Raw genomic sequence first — 24,784 nt, 5'->3', positions numbered from 1 at the left:
TAGCTGTAAATCAAATAAGTTTATAATAATCCACAATTAAAATGTGGATTGTAAAAAGAAAAAAAGTAACAAAAAAAAGAAAAAGGGTAATAGTAGTAATAGTGTCTACTTTTTTCAGGACATGACACTGAAGTGGGAGTGATTTTAATGCTGCTATCAGCATTAAAGCAGGTGTGTGGTTGCTCAAACATTCAATCGTCATTGTGCGGCAGACAATCTAAGGTTCATAAAAGGAGTTTACTTCGTCCGACACAAGATGCCTGGTAAAAAACTGCTCAATCCCTCAGCCATAATACTATCAGTACCAGGTCAACCTGTGCCGATTGCTCATTGCCGACAGCTGACTGCTGATAGCTGACTGCTCACAGCTCACCGCCCTTTACCAAACATCAACAGCTTCTGTAAGCAATAACACTTATCCGGCAAAAACTCCTGAAAATCGAACAAAGAAATACTGCCGGCGAATAAAGTTTCAAAGCGGGTAAATCCGCAGCATCTTTACATTATCAACACAACAACAGGAAATAAAAAGATTAGGATACAGGATCAAGATCACAGGTTGTAACAGGTACAACCTGCACACAGGTCACAGAATAGACAGCCAGGTCATGGGCAAACTTTTTATCCCTAAGCCCACTGGTTTCACTGGGAAGATAGCCGGTCGAAAGACTGGCTTTTTTTATTTTACTATCTGCTGCCAGGGTTGCAGTCAGGTTTACAACCGGCACTAAAGCGTACAATTAATCAGCCAGTGGCTGTCTTTAACATCAATTACTCCTAAGCAAAAACACTTATCGTTAATAAAACACTCAAAATCGAATAAGTAGATACTACTACCGAATAAAGTTCCGATCCGCATAAAATCGCAGCATCTTTACATCATCAACACGAGAACAAAAAATTAGGATAAGGATCAAAAGGTTGTTAGGTGGTCAACCCTAAAAAACCACCGGGGTTGTTCAATCCTTGCTAAGCCAGAGTATAACACCTACTCAAAAACACAAGCATAATTATTGGATAACAGAGCCGGTACATTACCGGCTTTTTGTTTTTAATCAATAACTCCCTTCTTCCAGCTTCACCTTTCCCTTAAAAGTCCAGAAAACAAATGTAGTATAGGTGAGCACTATCGGCACACCAATAGCGGCAAAACTAAGCATTATGCCAAGCGATTTTTCTGAGGCTGAGGCATTATACACTGTCAAATGATAATTGGGATCTGCAGTTGATAAAACCATATTCGGATATAACTCTACCGCAACAATGATCAATAATAAACCTATAGCAACGGCAGATGAAAGAAACGCGTAACGGTATTTTCTTTTGGTGATCTGCCGGGTAATGTTCGCTATGCTCAATACCATTAATACAGGTATTACAAACATCCAGGGATTTGCTTCAATAGTATGCCTGAGGTGTGGTACATATAACAGCGTATAAAAACTAAGAAGCAATATGCATATAGCGAAAAAGATGGTTGTATTCTTTACCAATACGGTAAGCTTTGCATACAGCCGGTTCTCTGTTTTCATCACAAGGTATATCGCGCCATGCATCATAAACAATGCAACGGTTGTTATACCAACCATCACCGAATACGGGTTCAGGAAATATAATAAGGTACCGGTAAAATTTCCTTCGGCGTCAATAGGGATGCCTAACAGGATATTTCCCAAAACGACACCCAGCAAAAAAGCAATAATGGTACTTGATACCGAATAGCTGATATCCCACATTCTGCGCCACCACAGCATTGGTTCTTTACTCCTGAATTCAATAGATACCGCACGAAAAATCAGCATGCATAAAAACAGCATGAACGGCACATAAAATGCGGAGAACACTGAAGCATATACTTTAGGAAACCCTGCAAATAAGGCACCGCCTCCAATTACCAGCCATACTTCATTACCATCCCATATAGGCCCGATGGCATTCAGCGCTATTCTTCTGCTCTGCTCTTTATTGAAGAAAAGGTGCAAAGCGCCTGCACCTAAATCAAATCCATCCAATATTGCGTAACCGGTAAATACCGCGCCGATCACTAAAAACCATAAAGTGGGATAATCTATACCTAAAAAAGTAGCCATAATCAAATTGGAGATTTGATATTTGAAATTTGAAATTTTCCTGCCGTGTTATTTTCCAAATTCATCTGCCATTGCTTTATGCAGCGGACTGTGATCTTCTTCTTTATCATCATCACCTTCTGCATAAAATGGCCCGTGTTGTATTTTCCTGTTCAACAAAAAAACAAAAAGAGAAAACAACAATATATATACCACTGTAAACATGATCAGCGAAAACATCACCTGGTTTGCAGTAACCGCTTTCGATAATGCATCAGAAGTACGCAACAGCCCATATACTACCCAGGGTTGCCGGCCGGTTTCTGCGGCAAACCATCCTGCCTGGTTAGCTAATTGTGGCAATAAAACACCCCATAAAAAAACATACATCATCCATTTTTTATCAAACAGCTTTCCTTTCCATAAAAGATAACCTGCATATAATGATAAAGCAATAAAAAACATACCAATGCTGATCATCAGGTGGTAGGTTTGAAAAACAGTATTGGGGGAGTTAGGACGATCTTCCGGTTTAAAACTTTTTAAACCTTTTACAGGCGCATCAAAATCCTGGTGCACAAGAAAGCTTAATCCGCCGGGTATTTTTATACCTGAAGTTGTTTCATTTTTTTTATCAACATAACCTACCACATACATATCCGCTTTGCCAAGTGTATCAAAATGTCCTTCCATTGCCGCCAGCTTTGCAGGTTGGTATACCGCAACTATATCTGCAGAACGGTGACCAATGAATAACTGGAGCATCGAAGAAACAGCAAACACCCAAAATGCAGGTTTGAAAGATTTAACCGCAAACTCAACATATCTTTTCTTTATGATATAATAAGCACTTATGCTGAGCACAAGAAATGCACCTGCAATAAAAGCGCCTACCCATACATGTAATATCCTGTCAACAGATGAAGGATTAAAAACCATTGCCCAGAAATCAGTGATCTCCGCCCTGGCATCCAAGCCCTCTCCAACTATATGATAACCCGCAGGTGTTTGCTGCCAGGAGTTTGCCACAACAATCCATATAGCCGAAAACATGGAACCAAGTGTTACCATTACCGTAGCAAAAAAATGTACGCCTTTGCTCACCCTGTTCCAACCGAATAATAGTATGCCTAAAAAACCAGACTCCAGGGCGAAAGCGAAAATACCTTCAGCAGCAAGGGCACTCCCAAAAATATCGCCAACATACTTCGAGTATACTGCCCAGTTGGTTCCGAATTCAAATTCCATTACTATACCTGTAGCCACTCCTATACCAAATATCAATGCGAATATTTTTGTATAGAACCTGGTCATGGCTTCAAATAGCTTATTCCCTGTTTTCAGGTATATACCTTCAAACAACACCATTACCAAACCAAGACCAATACTTAATGGAGGATAGATATAATGAAAGGAAATAGTAAGTGCGAATTGTACCCGGGATAATATTTCTACATCCATGACAAAATATTATTGCAGAAGAAATAGAATTACCCAAAGATACGCAGCAAAATGATAACATCAGATCGTAGGATGCATTTCAAAATTTCGCATATATGGCAATCTTGTGCAGATGCCCCGTGCCTCGGCATGACAAACCTTAGTACTGTGTTGAGCGTCAGTCCTATTGTTGAACACTGGTATTATTGTTCAATATATATTCTTATGTCTGTCATGCTGAGGCACGAGGCATCTATCTTAGCTGTAGCACCTACATACGAAATTTGAAATGCGACCGGATCGTAAGGGTGTATTGGGTGCATTTCATTGCACATGAACATCAGTAAAAAAATTACACTTCAACACCTGGTGATTTCTGAGTAAATTACGATGCACTTAAAAAATCAACATGAAGAAAATGCTATTACTGGTATTTATCTGTACCGGGTTAAATGCCTCACCTCAAAAGCTCAGCGCAACCGAAAAGAAAATCCTTGATGCAGTTAATAAACAGCTCCCGCAAACATTTAAAACGCTTGAAGAGATCGTGAATATCAACAGCGGGACTATGAATGTAGCAGGCGTAAGAGCAAGTGGTGAAATATTAAGAACTGCTTTTGAAAAAATAGGATTTGTTGCAGAGTGGATAAAAATGCCGGACTCAATAAAAACCGCAGGACATTTAGTTGCTACCAAAAAAGGAGGAAAAGGAAAAAAGATATTGATGCTTGCTCACCTGGATACGGTTTTTGAGCCTGATATGCCATCAAATCCATTCAGGATTATAAATGATTCTACGGCAACAGGACAGGGTATCCTTGATGATAAAGGCGGTGCTGTGCTTGTATTAGCTGCATTAGAGGCCATGCACCAGGCAGGTGCATTGAAAGATGCAAATATAACTGTATACCTTACCGGCGATGAAGAAATTGGTGGTATGCCTTCTGTAGTTACAAGAGCAGATGTGATTGAAAAAGCAAAACAGCATGATGTAGCACTGAGTTTTGAAGGCGGGCAGATCAATAAAGTAACCACCACAAGACGCGGCGCTGATAACTGGAGATTATTTGTATATGGCAAACAGGCACATTCCTCGGGAGTGTTCAGTGAAAAAGCAGGCTTTGGCGCTATATACGAAGCGGTACGCATTGTGGATTCTTTCCGCACAGGATTGAGCGCAATACCATATTTGACATTTAATCCCGGTGTATTTGCAGGAGGCACAACGGTTATTGATTCTGTGGATAACGTAAAAGTATATGGCAAGGATAATATTATTGCCTCTAAAACTACGGTTATGGGTGATGTTAGGTTTTTAGGAGAAAAGCAACGCGCTGAAGTACGCACATTAATGAAGAATATTGTAATGAATAATAATCTCACTGGCACAAGTGCTGAAATAGTATTCAATGATGGCATACCATCTATGGGGCCGAAAGAGGGCAACAAAAAACTCTTTTTAGAGATCAACAAAGTAAATGCAGATATGGGATTGGGTGCGGTATTGGAGAATGATCCGATGGAACGCGGCGCAGGCGATATTTCCTTTATTGCAGATTATATTCCCTGCATTGACGGATTAGGACCATCAGGAACAGGTTCACATGCCCCCGGGGAAACCATGAATACAAAACAATACCCGCTGCTTATTCAGCGTGCAGCCGTTTTTATTTACAGGCTTGGTATAAAAAAGGATTTATAAGAGAAGGAATGCAGGAGGGATAAAGAGAAGAGAAGCTTAATGCTGGTAGAAATACCATGTCATAAATGTAGCAAGCAGTATGAAAAAAATCCATTTCCACAGCCCGGTATTGGTATTATCCTGGGCATAAGCGGCACCATCTGTGGGATGAATATTTTGAGGTACAAGTGTTGTCTTCAAAAAAGACAAAAAATCATAAAAGCCTTCCTGAACAATACGACTTGATTTACTGTCAGCCTCAGGCTTTATGGCTTCAAGGCTTATGGTTGTGAGGTTTTCAGTTTCTTTGCGGAGTGTAACCGAAATCATGATGATCTGGAAAGATTTCACCCAGCCAAGTACAAACGAATTACCGGAAATGTGCTGGATAGGTGTGCCGGAAATATTGGGATCATTTTCCAGGATGCCATTAATGGTTTCTTTCACAGCATCTACACCCTGATCTACCCTCACCGTTGTTTTTATCGCCGCAGGCTGTATATTAATGTCATTCATAGCAAATGGTTTTAATTACTAATGCAATGACCTTGCCATAATGCTTTTTTTTAATCATATTGTATGATTTTCCTATGCAAATGCTGCTTTTTAACTCAAATAACCCGGACCTTTGTCTATCTTTTTTAAGCGTATTAAAAAAAATCACCTGCCCACCGCTTACCATTTGCAAAATTTTGATTTAAACCTCGTGTTTTATCTATTTTTTTCAATTTGCTATACTATTTACAAAGATTTTCAGTTATACCAATTATGTGATCTACTATAACTTATAAACAAAGTATCATGGGCAGTTTAAAAGCTTTAGAAGTTGAATTTCCTTCCGTAGTAATGGAACTACTCCATCTCCGCATTAAAGAAAAAGAAGATGTTGCCAACCCGGTTTTTGAATACAGCATTACAGATACTGAAAAAAAAGTATGCAGAAAAGGCAAATTCAATGGCTTTGAAGTGCAACTAAGAGTAGCTCACCTTAACAGTGGAAAGTATTTCTTCAATTTAAACATAACCAACGGTCAGAGTGTGGTATATACTTTTGAAAAACGCCCCCGTCTTGGTAACGACATGATCGAGTTTTTAGCTTCCTGAACTTAAGGCAGCGTTTTAAAATCAACATCCGGGATCTGCATATTTGCTTTGCGCAAAAACAAAGATTTATAGGGAGTAAATCCGGCAAAAAAGCCACAATTTTTTAAATAGAATCTCCCGTTTTCAACTCCGCCTGCATAATCCATCCGGTACTTTTTAGCTGCAGTATTATCATAAGTAAACACGGCATTTACCAGTTCAAACCATGTACCCGCTTCATCACACACCCACTGATTTCCGAATAATACTTCTCTTGTTTTATTGCCCTGCTCAGGTATAAAGTTCTCAAGGAATGAATGAAACCTCCTGAGATATGTATTTGTTTTGGGTCGTTTAAAAGAAGCGATCAATAACCATTCTCCCCTTTCCGGAGCAAAAAAATAAGCGGTGTAAATGGTGCTCCCGTTTCCGTCAGGCTGTCCGCGAAGTAAAAATTTATATGTTACGCCCGCCTTCCAGTTATAACGCAAGTAGCTCTGCCCGCCCGAACCTTCATTACCAAACTCACCGGTATGCACCCCCTCACCTTTTTTTAGCAGGGTTATGCGCATATCCTGCGGAATGTTTTTGGGATCATCTGTTGAAAATGGGCTCCATACCGAAAACAATATTCTCCGCTCTGATGCTGAATTCACCTGTATACCAAAATATCCCTCACCAAAACCATTGGCCATATAGTAAGAACCCACCACATCCTGGTTTTCAGGAATGGTAATTTCATTATAAAACCACTCAGCTTTTATGCTGTCTGCAAAAGGATAATTCAGGTGCACTGAAGGCCCCCTCCTGCCCCAGTAAAAAAAATTATCCTTATTGTTTTTTACAAAAGCTGTATGCTCATTGATAGCAGTACCGCTTAATTCAAATGCCGATATATCCGCAAAATATGCTCCTTTCTTTTGCCTGCCGCTTACAGCAATTTTAATATAACCGGTATCCTTTATTTCAAATGTTCCCGCATCATAAACCTTAAAGGCTGTTCCTTTTACCGTTATATTTTTACCACTACCGGCAACGCTTAAGCGCAAAACACCTGCTTTATCTGTTTTTGCATTTATTCCTATTTTCAGGCTACCGGTTTTATTTACCCTTATATAAGTTTCAAAACCTGTTTCCTGCTGCGTCCAGTGCTGTATTCCTTTATTGCTGATAAGATTGTTATTTTCATCACACTGTATGCACCATGTATTACCTCCTGCAGGTACAGATATAATAGTATCGCTATGATCAAAAGGAGCAGGCAAAGCGGCTGCATGCATAATAAAAGCATTCATCAATAAAACAATTATATAACCTTTCATTATCAACTTTTTTGAAGACAGGTAAATCTAAATATAAATTAACAGTACAATTCAGGCAAACGTTTGTGCTATTTTAGCAATGGGCTTTGCATAACAATTATTTTACAGAACTTGCATCAATCATTAAAAAAACCAGTATGAGTACGAACCGCAGGAAATTTATCCGCAATATTTCTTTGGGTGCCGGGGCAGTTGCGACAGCTCCATCGCTTGCTAACGCATTTGGTGCTGCTACCGATGAGCAAATCGCCAGATCGAAGGATTTTGAAAAAAGTAAACAACGCTTCAATATGTGCGGCTATGCTGCACCAAAACTGGATGTTGTTCGTGTGGGTGTTATTGGTTTAGGTATGAGAGGAGGCGATGCTGTAGGCCGCTTAAGCTATATTGACGGGCTGGAAATAACAGCGCTTTGTGATAAATATCCTGACAGGGTTACTGCGGCTCAAAAAACATTAGAAAAAAGAGGCAGACCAAAAGCCAAAGAATATAGTGGTGAAGAAGGCTGGAAAGCATTATGTGAAAGTAAGGATGTGGATTTAATATATACACCTACTCCCTGGAGCCTGCATGCGCCTATTGCTATTCACGCGATGAAAAACGGCAAACATGCAGCTACCGAAGTGAATGCCGGCTTAACCATTGATGAATGCTGGCAATTGGTGGAAACTTCCGAAGCAACAAAAAAGCATATGATGATGCTTGAAAACTGTTGCTACGATTTTTTTGAATTGCTCACCCTGAATATGGCCCGCAACGGTTTGTTCGGCGAGTTGATCCATGCAGAAGGTGCTTACCTGCACGATCTGAGTAAAGGTTGGCTGTTTAACAAAAAGGCTTATGCCGATATGTGGAGGCTCAAAGAAAACTATAAACATAACGGTAACCTATACCCTACACACGGGCTTGGCCCCATTTCACAGTGCCTGAACATAAACCGTGGTGACAAGATGGATTATATGACCAGCATGAGCACCAATGATTTTACACTGAATAATCTTGCCAAAGAAATGGCAGCGAAAGATGATTTTTTTGCTGAATTTGTTGATAAACCTTACCGCGGTAACCTTAACACTACCGTTATACGTACCAATAAAGGTAAAACAATGATGCTGCAGCATGATGTATCAACGCTTCGTCCTTATTCACGCATTCATTTGCTGAGCGGCACAAAAGGCATTGCACAAAAATACCCTGACCCTGAGCGTATAGCATTTGGTCATGCATGGGTTAAAAAAGAGGAGCTTGACGCATTATATGAAAAGTACACTCCCCCAATTGTTAAACATATAGGTAGTATCGCCAAAGAAGTTGGCGGGCATGGCGGTATGGATTTTATTATGGACTGGCGCCTGATTGATTGCCTGCGCAATGGCTTACCGCTTGATCAGGATGTATATGATGCGGCGGCGTGGAGTTGCATACTTCCGTTAAGCGGCGCGTCAATAGCTAAAAAATCTTCTTCTGTTGAAATTCCGGATTTTACAAGAGGCGCATGGAAAACCAATAAACCTATTGATCTTACATTAGATGGAGGCGGCAATACAGGCGTAAGGAAATAAACGGTAATAATTTATTCTAATAAAAAACGGGTGATCACTAATCCGTACATTAGAGCAATTTATAAAACATATTTTGTTACTCCGGATCATCCTGGGGCATTCCAAATTTTAGCTGAATATCAGTTTATTCTCACTCCTTTCTCCCCTCTCTAAGAGTGGAACAAATGGCGTAAAATTTGGAATGCACCCAATTATCCTGCCTCTGTATCTCTGGCGGATGATATACTTCTACATCATCAATCAGTAAAAAGTACCATTCATTCCATAAATTGTATCACTTATTCAACAGCCATCAAACATACCTTTGCATAACGAATGAGTGAGTTATGACAAAAGAAAAAATTCCTGTATACGATATCTGCAGCCTTCAGGATGAACATGGGGTACAGGATGATTTTCTTGCTGATCGCTTTTCAGATTACCTGGAAAAGCATTATAGCCACCTGCATTCTCCTCATCGCCATTCCTTTTTTCATCTTGTGCTTTTCACAAAAGGAAAAGGGGAGCACACAATAGATTTTCATACATACCCTGTAAAAGCTTTGCAATTATATTGTATGGTTCCGGGGCAGGTACATAGCTGGCATTTTACAGGAAGTACGGATGGTTATATCATTAATTTTTCAGATCGGTTCTTTAAATCTTTCCTGTTAAACCCTCATTACATTGAAAGATTTTCATTTTTCAGTGGTATAAGCAATGAAGGAATCATTCAAATTCCTTCATCTTCAAAAGACACAGTGACACGATTGTTTGAATCAATCATCAGCACAGCAAAGGAAACACGTGAGCAGAGAGATATGGACAAAATAAGAATATTGCTTCTGCAATTGTTTATACTGCTGGAAGATAAAACACCTGAATTGTCAAATAAATCAATACCGCAACAAAAAATGATGTTGCTGCGTAACTTCAGGAAACTAATAGAAGATAATTACAAAAACATAAGACTTCCAAAACAATATGCAGAATTATTGTATGTAACGCCAAACCATCTTAATGCGCTGTGCCAGGACTTAATAGGAAAAACTGCGGGTGAATTAATAAGGGAACGGGTACTGCTTGAAGCCAAACGATTACTTACAAATGTAAATATTACAGCTGCTGAAATAGCATACGAATTAAATTTCCAGGATAACTCTTATTTCAGTCGCTTCTTTAAAAAATATTCAGGATATACACCGGAAGCATTCAGGAAACAATTCGACATAAAAAAATAATTTATATGGACTTAATAGAAATAACAGGAGTAAAATCTTCTGCTGAAAAGCATATGCCGGCAATAATGAGTATTGCAAAATGCAAATGCCCAAGGTGCAGGCAGGGGAACATGTTTGTTGATAAAAATCCTTATCATTTAAAGCATACCATGCAGATGCATGAAACATGCCCTGTATGCGGGCAGGCTTTTAACCTGGAAGTTGGATTTTACTATGGATCTGGCTACAGCAGTTACGCTATCTCGATTGCTGTAAGCGTTTTTTCATTTGTTGTGTATGCATTAACAGTAGGAATGAGTGTTAATGATTATCGCTTCTTATACTGGATAATTATTAATGCTATTCTGCTAGTAGCGTTACAACCCATCATCATGCGTGTTGCAAGGAGTATGTGGCTTGCACTATTTGTTTCTTACGATAGTAACTGGCGCCACAATAAGGCTGATGTTCCGGAACGCACCAATGATACACAAAAAAATAACTGGTAAATATTCATCCTCAAAAACATCGATAATATGAGTTTATTTTTAGGAGATACGGCTCCTGATTTTAGAGCAGTAACAACAGAAGGCATTATTAATTTCCATCAGTACCTCGGTAACAGTTGGGGAATATTGCTATCTCACCCTGCCGATTATACGCCTGTTTGCACAACAGAAATCGGGAGAACAGCACAGTTAAGCAATGCATTTAAAAGCAGGAATGTAAAAGTATTGGTGGTAAGCGTTGACAATATTGAGGATCATTACGGCTGGGCAAATGATATCAACAGGCTTTCGCAAACTGAAATTGATTTTCCTTTAATAGCCGACCAGGAGAGAAAAGTAGCCGGCTTATATGATATGATTCATCCCAATGCATCATCCACTGCAACTGTTCGTTCTGTTTTTATTATTGACCCTGATAAAAAAATAAGGCTTACACTTACCTATCCTGCATCAACCGGAAGAAATTTTGATGAAATTCTTCGTGTAATAGATGAATTACAAAAAATACCGGAGGCCAATGCTTCATAGGATCCTATACAGAAAAAACTTTTTATTTCCTGATTATCTTTTTAACCTCTACCCTGTCTTTAAATACCGCTCTTACAATATACATGCCCGGCGGCTGTGCTGTAAGATCAATGGCATAAAGATTAAGCGCAGCACCTGAAGTATTTATATTCCGGATGAGTTGCCCGGTAACAGTGTAAACCTGTATTGCCTGCAATTTTTCCGGAGCCGGGTAAAATTGCACATATACTATGCCGGCAGTAGGGTTAGGTGTTACCATAAACCCTTTTGCCTTTAGGTTAGAATTAACCGTAACAGTAAAAACATTTACATCATCAATGTAAATATTGCTTTGATTGTAATTGCTGATACGAAAAGCAAGCAACACATTGCCTTTATCAATATAATCAAGAAGATTTACAGTGTCTTTACGCCATTCAGTAATTGAGGGATTGAAACCAGCCGCAACTGTATTTTTTGTATACAGCGAAGTACCGTATTGTTTATACAGGGATTGATAGGTTACGCCACAGTTCTGGCTCAGCAATACTTCCAAAGTATCAACAGGCGATTGCACAACAGCACTCACCGCAGGTGCAGCCGCTATATTAAAAGTAAGGTACGCGGAATCCACACCGGAAAAATATGTTTCGGGCAAACGTAGTAAAGCCTTCTGCCCGCTGCCATAGGCATCCATTGTTTTCTGCATGCTTGTTTTGCCCGTACTTGCAACACCGCCCGATTTTTGCCAGCCTTTGATGTTCTCATTGGTTAATATATCCCATCCCTGCGGCAAAGTGCCATCACCTTCAAAGCTTTCCTCAATATTGGTAACAGGTGTATAATATAATATTGCTTTTGATAAAATGTCATTTGCAGTATCCTCATCTGCCCTGCCGTTAGGCATAGACAGTTTTATTAATAATGTATAATCACCCTGCTCAATCGGATACTGTGGCAAACGTATTGAGGTAGTATCCCATGAAGCAAGGCTACCCGTCCAGTTGTATATATCTTTTACCTCACCGTTAAGTATAACCGAAATATTTAACGCCGTTAATGTTTCACTGCCCTTATTCCTTATACTTATTAACGGAGAATAAGAAGAAGAGCATAAACGCTGGTCTGGCTCATATAATCCTGTCAACGCTGCATCATAATCATATAAGGTTACCGGTACACAACCCTGTGCGTTTAATAAAGATGATCGGTAGGTCAACAGTGCAGACTCCATTCTTTCAACCTGCTCTGTAGTAAACATGATGAGGCAGGCATCATAACTGTAATCCATATAATTCTGGTACATTATTCCATTACCGCCTGAAGTACAGCGATCTGTTTTAATACCCGAGCTGCAACCGGTACTTGAATTAGCCTGGTTGGGTGTGTCATCCACATAATCAGTGCCGGTACAGGCACCATCATCATCTCCCCAAATATGGTAGAGGTTAAAATAATGCCCTGTTTCGTGACATAATGTTTTACCGGTATTATAATTGGTATAGCTTCCTCCGGGCAGCGATCTGTAATCAATCACTACGCCCTGCGCGTCTGCATCCCCATCTTCCGGAAATGTGGCATAACCTAAAAGATTATTATTCAACCTGCATATCCATACGTTGTAATAGCTATCTGGATCCCAGCTGTCTTTTCCTCCTGAACTTATATACTTCACCTTATCATCATAAGTAAATGAAGTTACTGAGGTTGTTGTCCTGGTAATACCGGCTGAAGGAGCGCCATCAGGAGTACGTTGTGCAAGGCAAAACCTTATCCTGGATTTTGCAAACAAGGGTTTAAACCATGAAGGAACAGAAGAACTGTCTGCACCGGTTCCTGAAAATGCATTGTTCAGCTTTTCAAGCTGCGCCTGAATTTGGGCATCAGTAACAACAAAAGGATCACTCAATACAATATGGAAAACTACCGGTATGGTATAGGTTATTTCAGCATCTCCTTCTCTTTGGGATGCGGTGTTCCTCTGCTGCAAACGCAGGTTGAAATTATCACGGTTTTGTTCAAATTTTTTCCGGAATGAGCTGTTATTTTCAAACAAAGAATCAAGCCTGGGCATGGTAGCGCAATGGTCCTGCGCCTTCAATCCTGATGCACAAACAAAAAATATAAGTACACTGATATAGTGTATAAAGCGGCATTTCATTAACATGTTTGTTTATACGATGAAATAACTAAAAGGGATTGTTACTGGTTTGGTAAAATGTATTTTCAGATGTAAACAATCTACCAACGAAGTTTTTTAATGTACATTCTTTAAGTTTGTCGCCACCCATGGTGTACGCCCGGTTAGTGTTGCACCGCCCGCTTTCAGCGCGAAAGCCTGAAGTGCACTTATCAATTATATTTCCGGTTCTTTATGCAGATCCATGTACAACGCAGTAATGTTGTTTCTGTTAGTACAAAAGAAAAACATGTTTTGCTCAACAATAAGTTGAACCGGGAGCGATTGACAACTGTTAACAGTTATCGGATTACAGCTATCAATGACTAAGTACATACACTCACTCGCATAATTGGTTAAACGAAGTATTGACAGTATACACAATTCGCGTTATAAATCACCGTTTATTTGCTGCCAGTATATATTCATAACCGGGTAAACATTTTAATACCAAATCCTTTTTCATGAAATTTCGTTTTGAAAACCGCTATCTTATTTTATTGTTTTCTTTAAGCTTTTTCTTTTCCTGTAAAAAAGATGATAACCCATCGCCTTCAGCTCCCGAACCTACATTGTTTGAAAAAGTACAGGGAAAATGGATTGCAGATATTGAACTTCCGGCAAGGATCAGCAAGCCTTCGGGTAGCGGAACATTATTACAGCCTTCAAAAAAAGTGCAGGATATTGGCTATATCACATCCGTAGAATTTTTTAATGACAGCAGTTATATACTCACCTTTAATTACTATTCTGCTTTTACTGATAAATTCAGCATCAAAGACAGCTCCTCATTTGAGCTAAAAAAATTTGGTACTATATCCGATTTAAAAGTTGCCGGCGATTCAATAAGCTTTAATTGCTCTTATTATGATATTCCCTTGGCAGTCAAAGCGGCAAAAGTTTCTAACATTACCATAGACAACAATAAAAAATCTATTCTTAAATACTGGACACTGACTACAGAAGAAGATGGTGCTACCGTATATAATAATTGGGGCATTGAAACAGGTGAAGTAAATTTTTTCTTTTCTACCGCAGGCACTTTCTTAATGAAAATGACAAAAGACGACGATTATGTTTTAGCTTTTTCATATGGCTGGAACACATTTCAGCAAAAAGAGAACGCGTTACGTTTAATTTATGGACTATATACCGAAACAGGGAGCATATACAGCTATATGAAAATATTAGAGCTCACTGAAAGCAGGTTAAAAATGCAAATCATTGTTGTATCACCTGAATATGATGAAAACGAAAATGTTACAGGCGAAAAAGAGGTGGTGCAAAACACTTTTGTTCTTACGGCAAGCTAACTGCTTTAATTTTCTTGTTTACCCTACACACAGCCGGCAAATATTTCGCCGGCTGTTCTTCTGTCAGACAGAACCTGTTTAAATATTTAAAAGCGCTTTATTAAACGGCACTATGTTTCTAATCTGGCCTCCTCCAGGTCAAGCTCTCTTTCTCTCTCGCGGATCAGCTCTTCACTGTATTCTCCGGTATGACGAAACAGGTTTAATTCCCGCCTTCTTATATGTACTAATTCAATAAGCATTTGCCGGTACTTTGGAAGAAAATTTGTTTCCGCTTCATCAGCCTCTTCCTTTTCCAGCTTACGTTTGGCAACTTCAACCATGCGCTCATAACGGTCACGCACCCGCTTATAGGTTTCGTTTGTATTGGTTTCTTCCGAATAATTTGTATCAATGTACGACAGAACAGATTCTGCCAGATGAATGCGCAATGCCACTGCCTGCACTTTTTGCGATTCCTGGTCATTTGATTCTATTTTCAACCACCTGACAATAGGCGTCAGGCTTAACCCCTGCAATACAAGTGTAAAAAGTATTACTACAAAAGTGATAAACAAAATAAGATTTCTATGTGGGAATGAATGCCCTCCTAACATCAGTGGTATAGATAAAGCGGCTGCTAACGAAACAACGCCTCTCATACCACTCCATCCAACAAGAAACACAGAACGCCAGCCTGGCACTGGTTCTTTCTTTCGTATGCTTTTAAATAAAACCCGTGGAAAATAAGCTCCGGGAAAAATCCATACCAATCTCACAACAATAGTAACTATACTGATGATTACAGCATAAAAAACAGCTTCCTGTATGGAATGACCATTTAATCCCTTAACTATTACAGGTAGTTCCAGTCCAATCAGAATAAAAACAATCCCATTCAGCATAAACGTGATCGTGTCCCACAAACTGTACACATTTAATCTGGAATCATAGCTGAATATATCCTGGGAGCGGTAAGATAAAAACAACCCTCCGCTCACTACAGCAAGCACGCCTGAGGCCTTAAAATGTTCGCCAACAATATACATAATGTAAGGAGAAATAAGCGTAATGCACGCATCAATAGCAGGTGTAGTAGGCAGGTAGCGATGAAGAAAATACAGTATATTGGCAATGGCCACACCTGTTAATATGCCCACCAAAACCACATAAAAGAAATTTTTAGCCGCGTCAAGAAAAACAAAATCTCCTTTTGTAATAGCTGTTAATGCAAAGCTGAAAACGATAAGGCTTGATGCATCATTGATCAGGCTTTCACCTTCCAGTATAGTAACTACTCTTTTGGGTATTCGAAGTCCCTGCAATACAGAAGTAGCCGCAATGGCATCCGGTGGCGAAATTATTCCTCCCAATAAAAAACCATAAGCCAGCGGAAAATCAGGGATCATAATATGCGATACCATTGCTATCAATGAAGAAGTGAATATTACAAGTCCAAAAGCAAGCAGGCTGATTGGCCGCCGCATTTTCCAGAACTCATGCCATGCCGTATTCCATGCAGCGGAATATAATAATGGCGGAAGAAAGATCAGGAAAACAAGTTCGGGCGCTATACTCATATTCGGCATGCCTGGTATAAGGCTTATAATTAAGCCGGCTATTACCAAAAATATGGGATAAGATATTTTCAGCTTATTGCTGAGCATAGTTAAAAGCGCCACAACAAAAAGCATTGACAGAATGAGTAGTATATTCTCAGGAGATAATAATTCCACGTGATTCATAATAACATTTGAATTAAAAGACGTACAAAACTAATGTTGTTAGAATTTCAGTAGCCATAATTTCTCTAACTTTATAAACATGGAAAAAAACATCATCAAGAAATACAGCAATGGTGAAATAACAATAGTATGGCAACCATCAGTTTGCATACATTCTACCATATGCTGGAAACAGGCTACAGGATTACCGGGTGTTTTTAACCCCAAAATCCGCCCATGGATCAATATGGAAGGAGGAAGCAGCAAACAAATTGAAGCGCAGGTGAAACAATGCCCCAGCGGTGCTTTAAGTTTTTACTATAACCATAAAGAACAAGAGGACGGTAATATAACTACCGATACCAAAATTGAAGTAATGCCCGATGGTCCGTTACTCGTATATGGCAATATTATTATCAAGGACAGATCCGGTAATGAAACCCGAAAATCAAAAGTAACCGCGCTATGCCGTTGTGGGCATTCACTCAACAAACCTTATTGTGATGGTTCGCATATAAAACAATCATTCAAAGGGTAAAATTCAGCCAAACATTTTCTGTATCCCTTCTTTAAAAGATACAGGTTTATACCCCAATTCCTTTTCTGCTTTATCAATAATAAAGCCTGTTTTCAATGGCCGGCGGGCAGGTTGGGTAAACGTATCGGCAGTAACTTTTTCCATCAATGATTTATCAAGCCCGAAATAATCTGCCACCTGCACAGCCATTTCATAAGGTGTAAATACTTCTTTGCCTGAAATATTAAAAATACCTTTAGCATTTTGTTGCGCTATTAATACTATGCCTCTGGAAAGATCTTCTACATAAGTAGGCGTTCTTACCTGGTCGTTTACTACTTTTATATGATTTCCTTTCTCAAGATTATCTTTAACCCAGGTTACCACATTGCTCCGTGTTCCGGAAAGAATATTTCCATACACCAGAACAGTACGTACTATGGCCCAGCTTGTTTTGCTGCTTTGTATAATTTTTTCAGAAGCAAGTTTACTTTCACCATAATAATTAACCGGCGCAGGTGTATCATCCTCCCGGTAAGGACCGTTATCTCCACTGAAAACAAAATCAGTTGATACATATATTAAATGAGCGCCCAATTTTTCAGCAACCCCTGTAATATTTTCTGTAGCGGTAATATTAATATCCCTGCATTCATCTTTATTCAGTTCGCAGGCATCCGGCTGGGCCATGGCTGCGGCATGAATAATAATTGCCGGTTTTACGGTTAATAAGTATTGCTGAACAGCTTCCTTATCGCGGATGTCAATAGACGCATAGGTATAATCCACATCCTCATAGTCCGGCAGCCTGCCGGCGCCACGACTTGTTGCAAAAACCTCAAAACCCGCTTTTGCCATATCTCTTATTAAATACTGCCCTAATAATCCGTTTGCCCCGGTAATAACTACTTTTATTTTACTCATATATACATGCTAAAAGGCACAAATTACAAAATCATTAAACCTATAATCTAAAATTGGGAAATGATTGTAATTATGTATTTTTGGCGCTTCTTAAAAAGAGGTTATTTTCAAAAATTGCAATTGCCCTTTGAATGATTTTTAATCATTTGAGATAAGTTTTAAACGAATGAAAAAGAAAGTTACTAAAATCGGGGTATTAACTTCCGGCGGAGATGCACCGGGCATGAATGCAGCAATAAGAGCAGTAGTACGAACAGGTAATTATTACGGGCTTGAGGTATTTGGTATTGTACGCGGCTACCAGGGTATGATTGACAACGACATGTATAAAATGGAAAACCGCAGCGTTGCCAATATTATTCAGCGAGGAGGTACCATTTTAAAAACAGCCCGCTGCAAAGAATTTTTCGAGCCGGAAGGAAGGAAAAAAGCATATGAAAATTTAAAGAAATTAGGTATTAACGGGCTGGTAGTCATTGGTGGCGACGGCTCTTTTCGCGGTGCGCAAAAATTTTCCTCAGAATTTGATATTCCCTGTATAGGTTTACCCGGCACCATAGATAAAGATATGGCCGGCACTGATTTTACCATTGGTTTTGATACCGCTGTAAATACCGCTGTAGAAGCTATTGATAAAATACGCGATACCGCTGATGCCCACGACAGGCTGTTTATAATAGAAGTGATGGGGCGCGATTCCGGCTATATTGCACTGCATAGCGGTGTTGCCACCGGTGCGGAAAATATACTTATTCCCGAACATAAAACGGATATAGAAGAGCTCATCAGCTCATTACAGGAAAAGGAAAAAAGAAAAAAGCTGGTGAACCTTTTGGTGGTTGCAGAAGGCGATGACTTTGGCGGAGGAAACGAGGTAGCCAAACTGGTAAAACAAAAATTACCCAACGCCGATATTAAAGTGTGTATACTCGGTCACATTCAACGCGGAGGAGCGCCATCATGCCTCGACAGGTTGATTGCAAGCAGACTTGGATATGCAGCTGTTGAAACGCTTATACAGGGCGACAAAGTAAATACCATGATCGGTATTGTAAATAACCAATTGCATTATACACCCTTGGACCAGGCAGTAAAAGAAACACAAACCATCGATCCTGAATGGTTGAAAATTGTGAAGATACTGGCATCATAAACATGCGTTCCGAACCCTTTTAAAGATTTCAGATTTTAATATAAAAAAATAATATGTCGAAAAACATTTCTAAATATCTGCATGAAGACATGGATAAACAAGCTGGTCTTGAACATGCTTTTCATCGCACAAAAATTGTTGCAACGGTTGGACCTTCCTGTGATACATATGAAAAGTTGCTGGAACTTACCAAAGCCGGTGTAAACGTATTCCGTCTGAATTTTTCGCATGGCGATCATGCAGATAAACTGAAGATCATCAACCATATCCGCCAGATCAACTCCACCGAACCTTATAATATTTCCATACTTGGAGATTTACAGGGACCTAAATTAAGAGTGGGAGAAATTGAGGGTGGCTCAATGCCGCTGAAGCCCGGCGATATTCTCACTTTTACCAATGAAAAATGTGTTGGAACAAAAGAGAAGATATATGTATCTTATCCGGACCTTGCAAAAGATGTGGAAATTGGTAACAAAATTTTGATTGATGATGGTAAGATAGAAGTAAAGGTTGTAGATGTTACCAAAAGCAACGATGTAAAAGTAGAAGTTACCATGCCGGGTATTTTACTTCCTAAAAAAGGAGTAAACCTGCCTGACACGAAAATATCGCTTCCTGCCTTAACACCTAAAGATTTGGCTGACCTCGATTTTATGATTGAGCACAAAGTGGATTGGATAGCACTTTCTTTTGTAAGAAGGGTTGATGACCTTAAAATTTTAAAAGGCATATTGCAGGAAAAAAAGAGCAAGAGCAAGGTGATGGCAAAAATAGAAATGCCTGAAGCGATTGTGAATCTGCGTGAAATTATCCTGGAATCTGACGGTGTGATGGTTGCCCGTGGCGATTTGGGCGTAGAGCTCCCCGTAGAGCAGGTACCATTAATACAAAAGGACATTGTGCGTAAGTGCATCCATCGCGGTAAGCCGGTAATTGTGGCTACGCAGATGATGGAAAGCATGATTGACCGTATTAAACCTAACCGAAGCGAAATTACCGATGTTGCCAATGCCGTTCTGGATGGCGCAGATGCAGTGATGCTGAGCGGTGAAACAGCAACAGGACAACACCCTGTGCTGGTGGTGGAAACCATGCGCAAAATCATTCTTGAAGTGGAAAGAAAAGAATATAACTATAACCGCGAGGATGATTTGAAACCACAACCCCACTCCCCTTCTTTCCATAGTGATGCCATTTGTTACAATGCCTGTAAAATAGCACGGGATGTAAATGCCGAAGCCGTAATTGCAATGACACAAAGCGGTTATACTGCATGGGTGGTGAGCAGCTACAGACCAAAATCTTCTTTATATATTTTTACTAAAGAAAAAAGCCTTGTAAACCAGTTGAGCCTTAGTTGGGGTGTTCGTGCCTTCTTTTATGATGAAGAAGAAAATATTGATCAGATCATATATGATATGATACAGATTTTAAAAGGAAGAGGATTTCTTAAAACAGGCGACACTGTAGTAAATACCGGCAGCATACCTATACACCTGCATTTGCCTACAAACCTGCTTAAGATCACTAAAGTAGACTAAACCAAATAATACATAATATAAAAAAGGGAACAGGCTGCTGTTTCCTTTTTTTATTGCATGCAATCATTGCATTTGCATGGCAGCATTTTTGTTGTTTATACGGTATATATTACCGTTATGAAGTGGCATACAGGCTGTTCAGGATTTTATTACAGGGAGTGGAGGGATATCTTTTACCCAAAAGGACTGGCGCAGAAAAACTGGTTTGCATACTATGCTGCTCATTATAATTCAATTGAGCTGAATGGAACCTTTTATAAAATACCGGCTGTAGAAAACCTGCGAAGGTGGCATGATGCCAGCCCGGAAAATTTCAGCTTTTGTGTAAAAGCACCCCGCCTTGTTACACATTATAAACAGTTGAAAGATTGCGAAACTATACTGGACGAATTTTATAGTGTTGTACAGAATGGATTACAGGAAAAATCAGGACTGATACTATTCCAGTTTCCACCTTCATTTTCTTATACAGATGAGCGGCTGCAAATCATCATTACAACATTACCACGAGGCATTAAAAATGTAGTGGTTGAATTTCGCGATGCAGGCTGGTGGCAGAACGATGTATATAAAGTATTAAGCAATCATCATATTATATTTTCCGGTATCAGCCACCCTTTATTGCCGGATGATGTTATTGTTAATAACAAAATTGCATACTATAGGTTTCATGGTGTGCCCAGACTGTATTACTCAAAATACGATGAGCAATTCATTAAAGCAATTGCAGATAAATTAACCGGGCACAAAGCACTGAAAGAGGTGTTCATCTACTTCAACAATACAGCCACGGCAGCAGCCATTGAAAATATCAACTGGCTTAACGCCTGGCTTAAAAAGCAAATTACTGCCGGCAAGTGAAGTATTGCGTCAATATGAGGATTGCATTCTACAATATCGGAACCAACGGTATTTTATTACGCGGATCACTACCGGTATTTTAATGGCACAACTTTTTATATGTATCAGTTAAAACATGTATTATGGCAAAGTATTCAAAAAAAGCTCAAAGCAAAGTAAAAAGAGCAATGGAAGAAATGAAAGAAGGTACATTGCGCAGTGGTAAAAGCGGTAAAAAAGTAACCAATCCCAAACAAGCTATAGCCATAGGGCTTTCTGAAGCAAGAGAGGAAGGTGCAAAAGTTCCGAAGGCACCTGCAAAAAAGAAAGTTTCAAAAAAGGGAGCACCTAAAAAAGCAGCAAAGAAAACAGCGAAAAAGAAATAATAGCTGCCGTCAAAATGTAAGTTTTTAGCGTACTGTTCGCCCGAAACCTCAGTTGTCCACCTATGTGGAAAAAAATAAAGCAGTAATCTCCTTCCTGAAAGCGATATTTATTTGCGTAATGCCGCTACAATAAAAGCGGATTTCATTCGTCTTATAACTAACAGCTTTACATCTTATGGAAGAAACCCGCGAAATATCGGCTTTAATGACCCTGATAGATGATCCTGACAAAGATGTGTTTGCAACCGTTAGCGACAGGATCATCAGCTATGGGAAACTAATTATTCCCAATCTTGAGCATTTATGGGAAAATACTCCTGACGAAAATGTGCAGGAAAAAATTGAGCTGCTCATTCACAGGCTGCACTACCAGGATTTGCAACAGGACTTTTCCGAATTTGCGAAATCGGGCTCACAGGATCTGATTGCCGGTGCATTACTCGTGTCGAGATACCAATACCCCGATCTTGTAAATACCAGCGTTTACCAGGAAATAGAAAAGATCAGGCGCAATATATGGCTTGAGCTAAACAGCTATTTAACCGCACTGGAACAAATCAACATTTTAAACCGTATTCTATTTACCTACCATAAATATAAAGGTGTAGAAATATCTTACCAGCACCAGGAAGAGTTCTTACTAAATAAGGTTATTGAAACCAAAAGAGGCAATTCGATCATTAATGGTATTGTTTACCAGGTGCTTTGCCAGATGCTTGATATACCGGTTAAGGTAATTAAAATACCACGTCAATACCTGCTTGCATATTTCGACACTTCATATGAATATTTTAATCCGCAGAAAGAAACAACTACAGGTATTCATTTTTATATAGACCCGATGAACGGGCATATATACACTCAGAAAGATGTAGATAATTATTTCAAAAAAATATCGGTTCCGGAAAACCCTTTGTTTTTTAAACCTATGTCCAACAAAGCCATCATACAATTTTTATGCGAAGAGTTTTCCAAATGCTTTGAAGAAGCGTCTGTGCAATATAAACAAACAGAATTGCGCTCACTCGCAGGTATTCTTACATCTGTATAATACAATATGAACAGGAAGGTTTCACGATTGCTTACAGGTATAGCACTATTGGTGATCGTTCTCCTGGTATGGCAATATTATCCCCCCACAAAGCAGCACAATAATGTTACTCATGATGAAGGCTTCAACAGAAATCTCATGCCCATCATCTATACTAAACATGCCAGATGCCGCATGGGCTACAGGCATATTGATGAAGATGAAGTAAAACAAATTCTGCTTAACGGAAGAATCAATTATAAAAAAAGCCAGTTAAATTCTAAACCAGATCCCAAATACGCTTTAGAAGGCTACACCGCCGATAATCAACATGTGCGTATTATATTCGCACCTTCGCAGCACGGCATGGTAGTAATTACCGTTATTGATGTAAATGAAGAATGGCAATGCGACTGTAAATAATATAAACGCATTATACAAATATAATGAAGCGACTCCTGTATAAATTTTTACTGCTATTGTATAACCTGTATGCACTGCTGCTTTTTATTATTTTAATGCTGGTCATTTTCCCTCTTGTAATTATCGCGTCTTTTTTAAACCCTGTACTGAGCGGAAAAATTATTTACCGGCTCTGTATGCTATGGGCAGATATATGGTTTCCCCTTGTTGGCATATTCCACAAAAATTATTACGAAACACCGCACAACAAAAAGAAGGCATACCTATTTGTGACCAACCATATCTCCTATCTTGACGCTGCTGTTATTGTGAAAACATTCAGGCAGGCGTTAAGACCATTAGGTAAAGTGGAAATGACAAAAGTGCCTGTATTCGGTTATATCTATAAAAATGCTATCGTAACCGTAGACCGGGATAATGCATCAGACAGATCGAACAGTGTAAAAAAATTGATCAGCGTTCTGCAAAGAGGTATATCTATCTTAATCTTCCCGGAAGGAACATTTAATGAAACCGGCAGACCGCTTAAATCATTTTATGATGGCGCCTTCCGCATTGCTATAGAAACGCAAACCCCTATTAAACCGGTTTTATTCCTGGATACCTATAACAGGATGCCATACAATGGAATATTAACGCTTAATCCAGGAAAAAACAGGTCCGTATTTTTAGAGGAGATTCCTGTTGAAGGATTAACCATTGAAGATCTCCCTGAACTAAAGCATAAAGTGTTTTCAGTGATGGAAGAAAAACTGGTAGTGTATAAAGCGGGCTGGATAAGAAGGTGAGGTTGTTTGGGGTTGGGGATTTATGGTTTGTAGTTTGTGGTTTGTAGTTGTGCCGTTCTTCTACCTTACACCTTCTACCCTACACCTTCCACCTTCCGCCTTTCTCCCTACGCCTCATAAAAAAATTCCACAGCCAGTTCATATCCCTTCAAACCTAATCCTGCTATAGTACCCCTGCTTTTAGCAGATACATGAGATATCTTTCTGAAGTCTTCTCTTGCATGCACATTGGAAATATGCACTTCTATTACCGGTGTTTTAATAGATGCTATGGCATCGCCAATAGCTACTGATGTGTGTGTGTAACCACCGGGATTCATAATAATACCATCATAGTCAAACCCAACCCTTTGCAGTTCATTGATCAGTTCTCCTTCTATATTACTTTGAAAATAGCTGAAGCTGATGCCGGGATATTTATTTTTCAGCGCTGAGAAAAATTGCTCAAAAGTCTGGCTACCGTATATACCTGGTTCTCTTGTGCCAAGCAGGTTTAAATTAGGTCCGTTTATGATGGCTATTTTCATCTTTCAGTAGTTGATAAATCAAAAGTGTTAAGCTATCAGCAGCCAGGTTTCAGCTATCAGCCATCAGGTTTCAGCCAACACCTGG

Annotated in this window: 24 protein-coding genes; 15 read left to right on the top strand and 9 right to left on the bottom strand. The window is 39.4% G+C overall.

Annotation, left to right across the window (positions count from 1 at the left end; translation table 11 throughout):
- Window positions 1-533: 533 nt before the first annotated feature.
- The 3 genes from DC498_RS07235 to DC498_RS07225 all read right to left on the bottom strand — a co-directional run bounded on the left by DC498_RS07235 (window position 534) and on the right by DC498_RS07225 (window position 3,530).
- Complete coding sequence (locus DC498_RS07235; protein WP_133176781.1) at window positions 534-728, bottom strand: hypothetical protein; 195 nt, start codon at window positions 726-728, stop codon at window positions 534-536.
- 327 nt (window positions 729-1,055) lie between these two features.
- Entirely contained in the window at window positions 1,056-2,090 is a 1,035-nt protein-coding gene (cydB, locus tag DC498_RS07230) for a cytochrome d ubiquinol oxidase subunit II (protein ID WP_116873469.1), read from the bottom strand.
- Window positions 2,091-2,138: 48 nt separating this feature from the next.
- On the bottom strand, window positions 2,139-3,530 hold the full coding sequence (locus DC498_RS07225) for a cytochrome ubiquinol oxidase subunit I (protein WP_116873468.1): 1,392 nt from the start codon (window positions 3,528-3,530) through the stop codon (window positions 2,139-2,141).
- Between the two features lie 388 nt (window positions 3,531-3,918).
- On the opposite strand from DC498_RS07225, the gene DC498_RS07220 reads away from it, so the two are divergent.
- Window positions 3,919-5,211, top strand: a complete 1,293-nt coding sequence (locus DC498_RS07220) for a M20/M25/M40 family metallo-hydrolase (RefSeq protein WP_116873467.1) — start codon at window positions 3,919-3,921, stop codon at window positions 5,209-5,211.
- Window positions 5,212-5,247: 36 nt separating this feature from the next.
- On the opposite strand, the gene DC498_RS07215 is transcribed toward DC498_RS07220, so the two are convergent.
- Entirely contained in the window at window positions 5,248-5,706 is a 459-nt protein-coding gene (locus tag DC498_RS07215) for a hypothetical protein (protein ID WP_116873466.1), read from the bottom strand.
- Window positions 5,707-5,991: 285 nt separating this feature from the next.
- Between DC498_RS07215 and DC498_RS07210 the strand changes: the two genes are divergently transcribed.
- Window positions 5,992-6,294, top strand: a complete 303-nt coding sequence (locus DC498_RS07210) for a hypothetical protein (RefSeq protein WP_116873465.1) — start codon at window positions 5,992-5,994, stop codon at window positions 6,292-6,294.
- 2 nt (window positions 6,295-6,296) lie between these two features.
- Here the strand turns inward: DC498_RS07210 and DC498_RS07205 are convergent, their stop codons facing one another.
- The gene (locus DC498_RS07205) at window positions 6,297-7,595 is read right to left on the bottom strand and encodes a DUF3472 domain-containing protein (protein WP_116873464.1); all 1,299 of its coding nucleotides are present in this window, start codon (window positions 7,593-7,595) and stop codon (window positions 6,297-6,299) included.
- Between the two features lie 137 nt (window positions 7,596-7,732).
- Between DC498_RS07205 and DC498_RS07200 the strand changes: the two genes are divergently transcribed.
- From DC498_RS07200 to DC498_RS07185, 4 genes are all read left to right on the top strand, one after another.
- Entirely contained in the window at window positions 7,733-9,157 is a 1,425-nt protein-coding gene (locus tag DC498_RS07200) for a Gfo/Idh/MocA family protein (protein WP_116873491.1), read from the top strand.
- A gap of 326 nt (window positions 9,158-9,483) precedes the next feature.
- On the top strand, window positions 9,484-10,377 hold the full coding sequence (locus DC498_RS07195) for a helix-turn-helix domain-containing protein (protein WP_116873463.1): 894 nt from the start codon (window positions 9,484-9,486) through the stop codon (window positions 10,375-10,377).
- A gap of 5 nt (window positions 10,378-10,382) precedes the next feature.
- Window positions 10,383-10,865, top strand: coding sequence for a DUF983 domain-containing protein (locus DC498_RS07190; RefSeq protein ID WP_116873462.1), 483 nt, complete (start codon window positions 10,383-10,385; stop codon window positions 10,863-10,865).
- Between the two features lie 27 nt (window positions 10,866-10,892).
- Complete coding sequence (locus tag DC498_RS07185) at window positions 10,893-11,393, top strand: redoxin domain-containing protein (RefSeq protein WP_116873461.1); 501 nt, start codon at window positions 10,893-10,895, stop codon at window positions 11,391-11,393.
- 22 nt (window positions 11,394-11,415) lie between these two features.
- Here DC498_RS07185 and DC498_RS07180 read toward each other — a convergent pair whose 3' ends face one another.
- Window positions 11,416-13,533 (bottom strand): M43 family zinc metalloprotease, encoded by a 2,118-nt coding sequence (locus tag DC498_RS07180; protein WP_165813781.1) that lies wholly within the window; start codon window positions 13,531-13,533, stop codon window positions 11,416-11,418.
- A gap of 482 nt (window positions 13,534-14,015) precedes the next feature.
- Between DC498_RS07180 and DC498_RS07175 the strand changes: the two genes are divergently transcribed.
- Window positions 14,016-14,864, top strand: a complete 849-nt coding sequence (locus DC498_RS07175; RefSeq protein ID WP_116873459.1) for a hypothetical protein — start codon at window positions 14,016-14,018, stop codon at window positions 14,862-14,864.
- 110 nt (window positions 14,865-14,974) lie between these two features.
- Here the strand turns inward: DC498_RS07175 and DC498_RS07170 are convergent, their stop codons facing one another.
- The gene (locus tag DC498_RS07170; protein ID WP_116873458.1) at window positions 14,975-16,588 is read right to left on the bottom strand and encodes a Na+/H+ antiporter; all 1,614 of its coding nucleotides are present in this window, start codon (window positions 16,586-16,588) and stop codon (window positions 14,975-14,977) included.
- A 79-nt stretch (window positions 16,589-16,667) separates the two neighbouring features.
- Here DC498_RS07170 and DC498_RS07165 point away from each other — a divergent pair, with 79 nt between their 5' ends.
- On the top strand, window positions 16,668-17,105 hold the full coding sequence (locus DC498_RS07165) for a (4Fe-4S)-binding protein (protein WP_240627908.1): 438 nt from the start codon (window positions 16,668-16,670) through the stop codon (window positions 17,103-17,105).
- Between the two features lie 3 nt (window positions 17,106-17,108).
- Here the strand turns inward: DC498_RS07165 and DC498_RS07160 are convergent, their stop codons facing one another.
- Window positions 17,109-18,008 (bottom strand): SDR family oxidoreductase, encoded by a 900-nt coding sequence (locus tag DC498_RS07160; protein ID WP_116873456.1) that lies wholly within the window; start codon window positions 18,006-18,008, stop codon window positions 17,109-17,111.
- Between the two features lie 166 nt (window positions 18,009-18,174).
- Here DC498_RS07160 and pfkA point away from each other — a divergent pair, with 166 nt between their 5' ends.
- From pfkA to DC498_RS07125, 7 genes are all read left to right on the top strand, one after another.
- Window positions 18,175-19,161, top strand: a complete 987-nt coding sequence (gene pfkA, locus DC498_RS07155; RefSeq protein ID WP_116873455.1) for a 6-phosphofructokinase — start codon at window positions 18,175-18,177, stop codon at window positions 19,159-19,161.
- Between the two features lie 53 nt (window positions 19,162-19,214).
- Window positions 19,215-20,705: a pyruvate kinase gene (pyk, locus tag DC498_RS07150; protein ID WP_116873454.1), complete on the top strand. Its 1,491-nt coding sequence runs from the start codon at window positions 19,215-19,217 to the stop codon at window positions 20,703-20,705.
- A gap of 117 nt (window positions 20,706-20,822) precedes the next feature.
- Window positions 20,823-21,566: a DUF72 domain-containing protein gene (locus tag DC498_RS07145; protein ID WP_165813780.1), complete on the top strand. Its 744-nt coding sequence runs from the start codon at window positions 20,823-20,825 to the stop codon at window positions 21,564-21,566.
- Between the two features lie 122 nt (window positions 21,567-21,688).
- A complete protein-coding gene (locus tag DC498_RS07140; RefSeq protein ID WP_116873452.1) occupies window positions 21,689-21,931 on the top strand; it encodes a DUF6496 domain-containing protein in 243 nt (80 codons plus the stop codon).
- A gap of 175 nt (window positions 21,932-22,106) precedes the next feature.
- Window positions 22,107-22,982: a transglutaminase-like domain-containing protein gene (locus tag DC498_RS07135; protein ID WP_116873451.1), complete on the top strand. Its 876-nt coding sequence runs from the start codon at window positions 22,107-22,109 to the stop codon at window positions 22,980-22,982.
- A 6-nt stretch (window positions 22,983-22,988) separates the two neighbouring features.
- Window positions 22,989-23,384, top strand: a complete 396-nt coding sequence (locus DC498_RS07130) for a DUF4258 domain-containing protein (RefSeq protein ID WP_116873450.1) — start codon at window positions 22,989-22,991, stop codon at window positions 23,382-23,384.
- 23 nt (window positions 23,385-23,407) lie between these two features.
- Window positions 23,408-24,172 carry a lysophospholipid acyltransferase family protein gene (locus DC498_RS07125; RefSeq protein ID WP_116873449.1) on the top strand — a complete coding sequence of 255 codons (765 nt, stop codon included), beginning with the start codon at window positions 23,408-23,410 and terminating at the stop codon, window positions 24,170-24,172.
- 107 nt (window positions 24,173-24,279) lie between these two features.
- Here DC498_RS07125 and aroQ read toward each other — a convergent pair whose 3' ends face one another.
- Window positions 24,280-24,699, bottom strand: a complete 420-nt coding sequence (gene aroQ / locus DC498_RS07120) for a type II 3-dehydroquinate dehydratase (protein WP_116873448.1) — start codon at window positions 24,697-24,699, stop codon at window positions 24,280-24,282.
- Between the last annotated feature and the right edge of the window lie 85 nt (window positions 24,700-24,784).

This window comes from Terrimonas sp., from assembly GCF_003075435.1.
Taxonomy (GTDB): Bacteria; Bacteroidota; Bacteroidia; order Chitinophagales; family Chitinophagaceae; genus Agriterribacter.
This window is presented reverse-complemented; position numbering and strand designations above follow the sequence as displayed.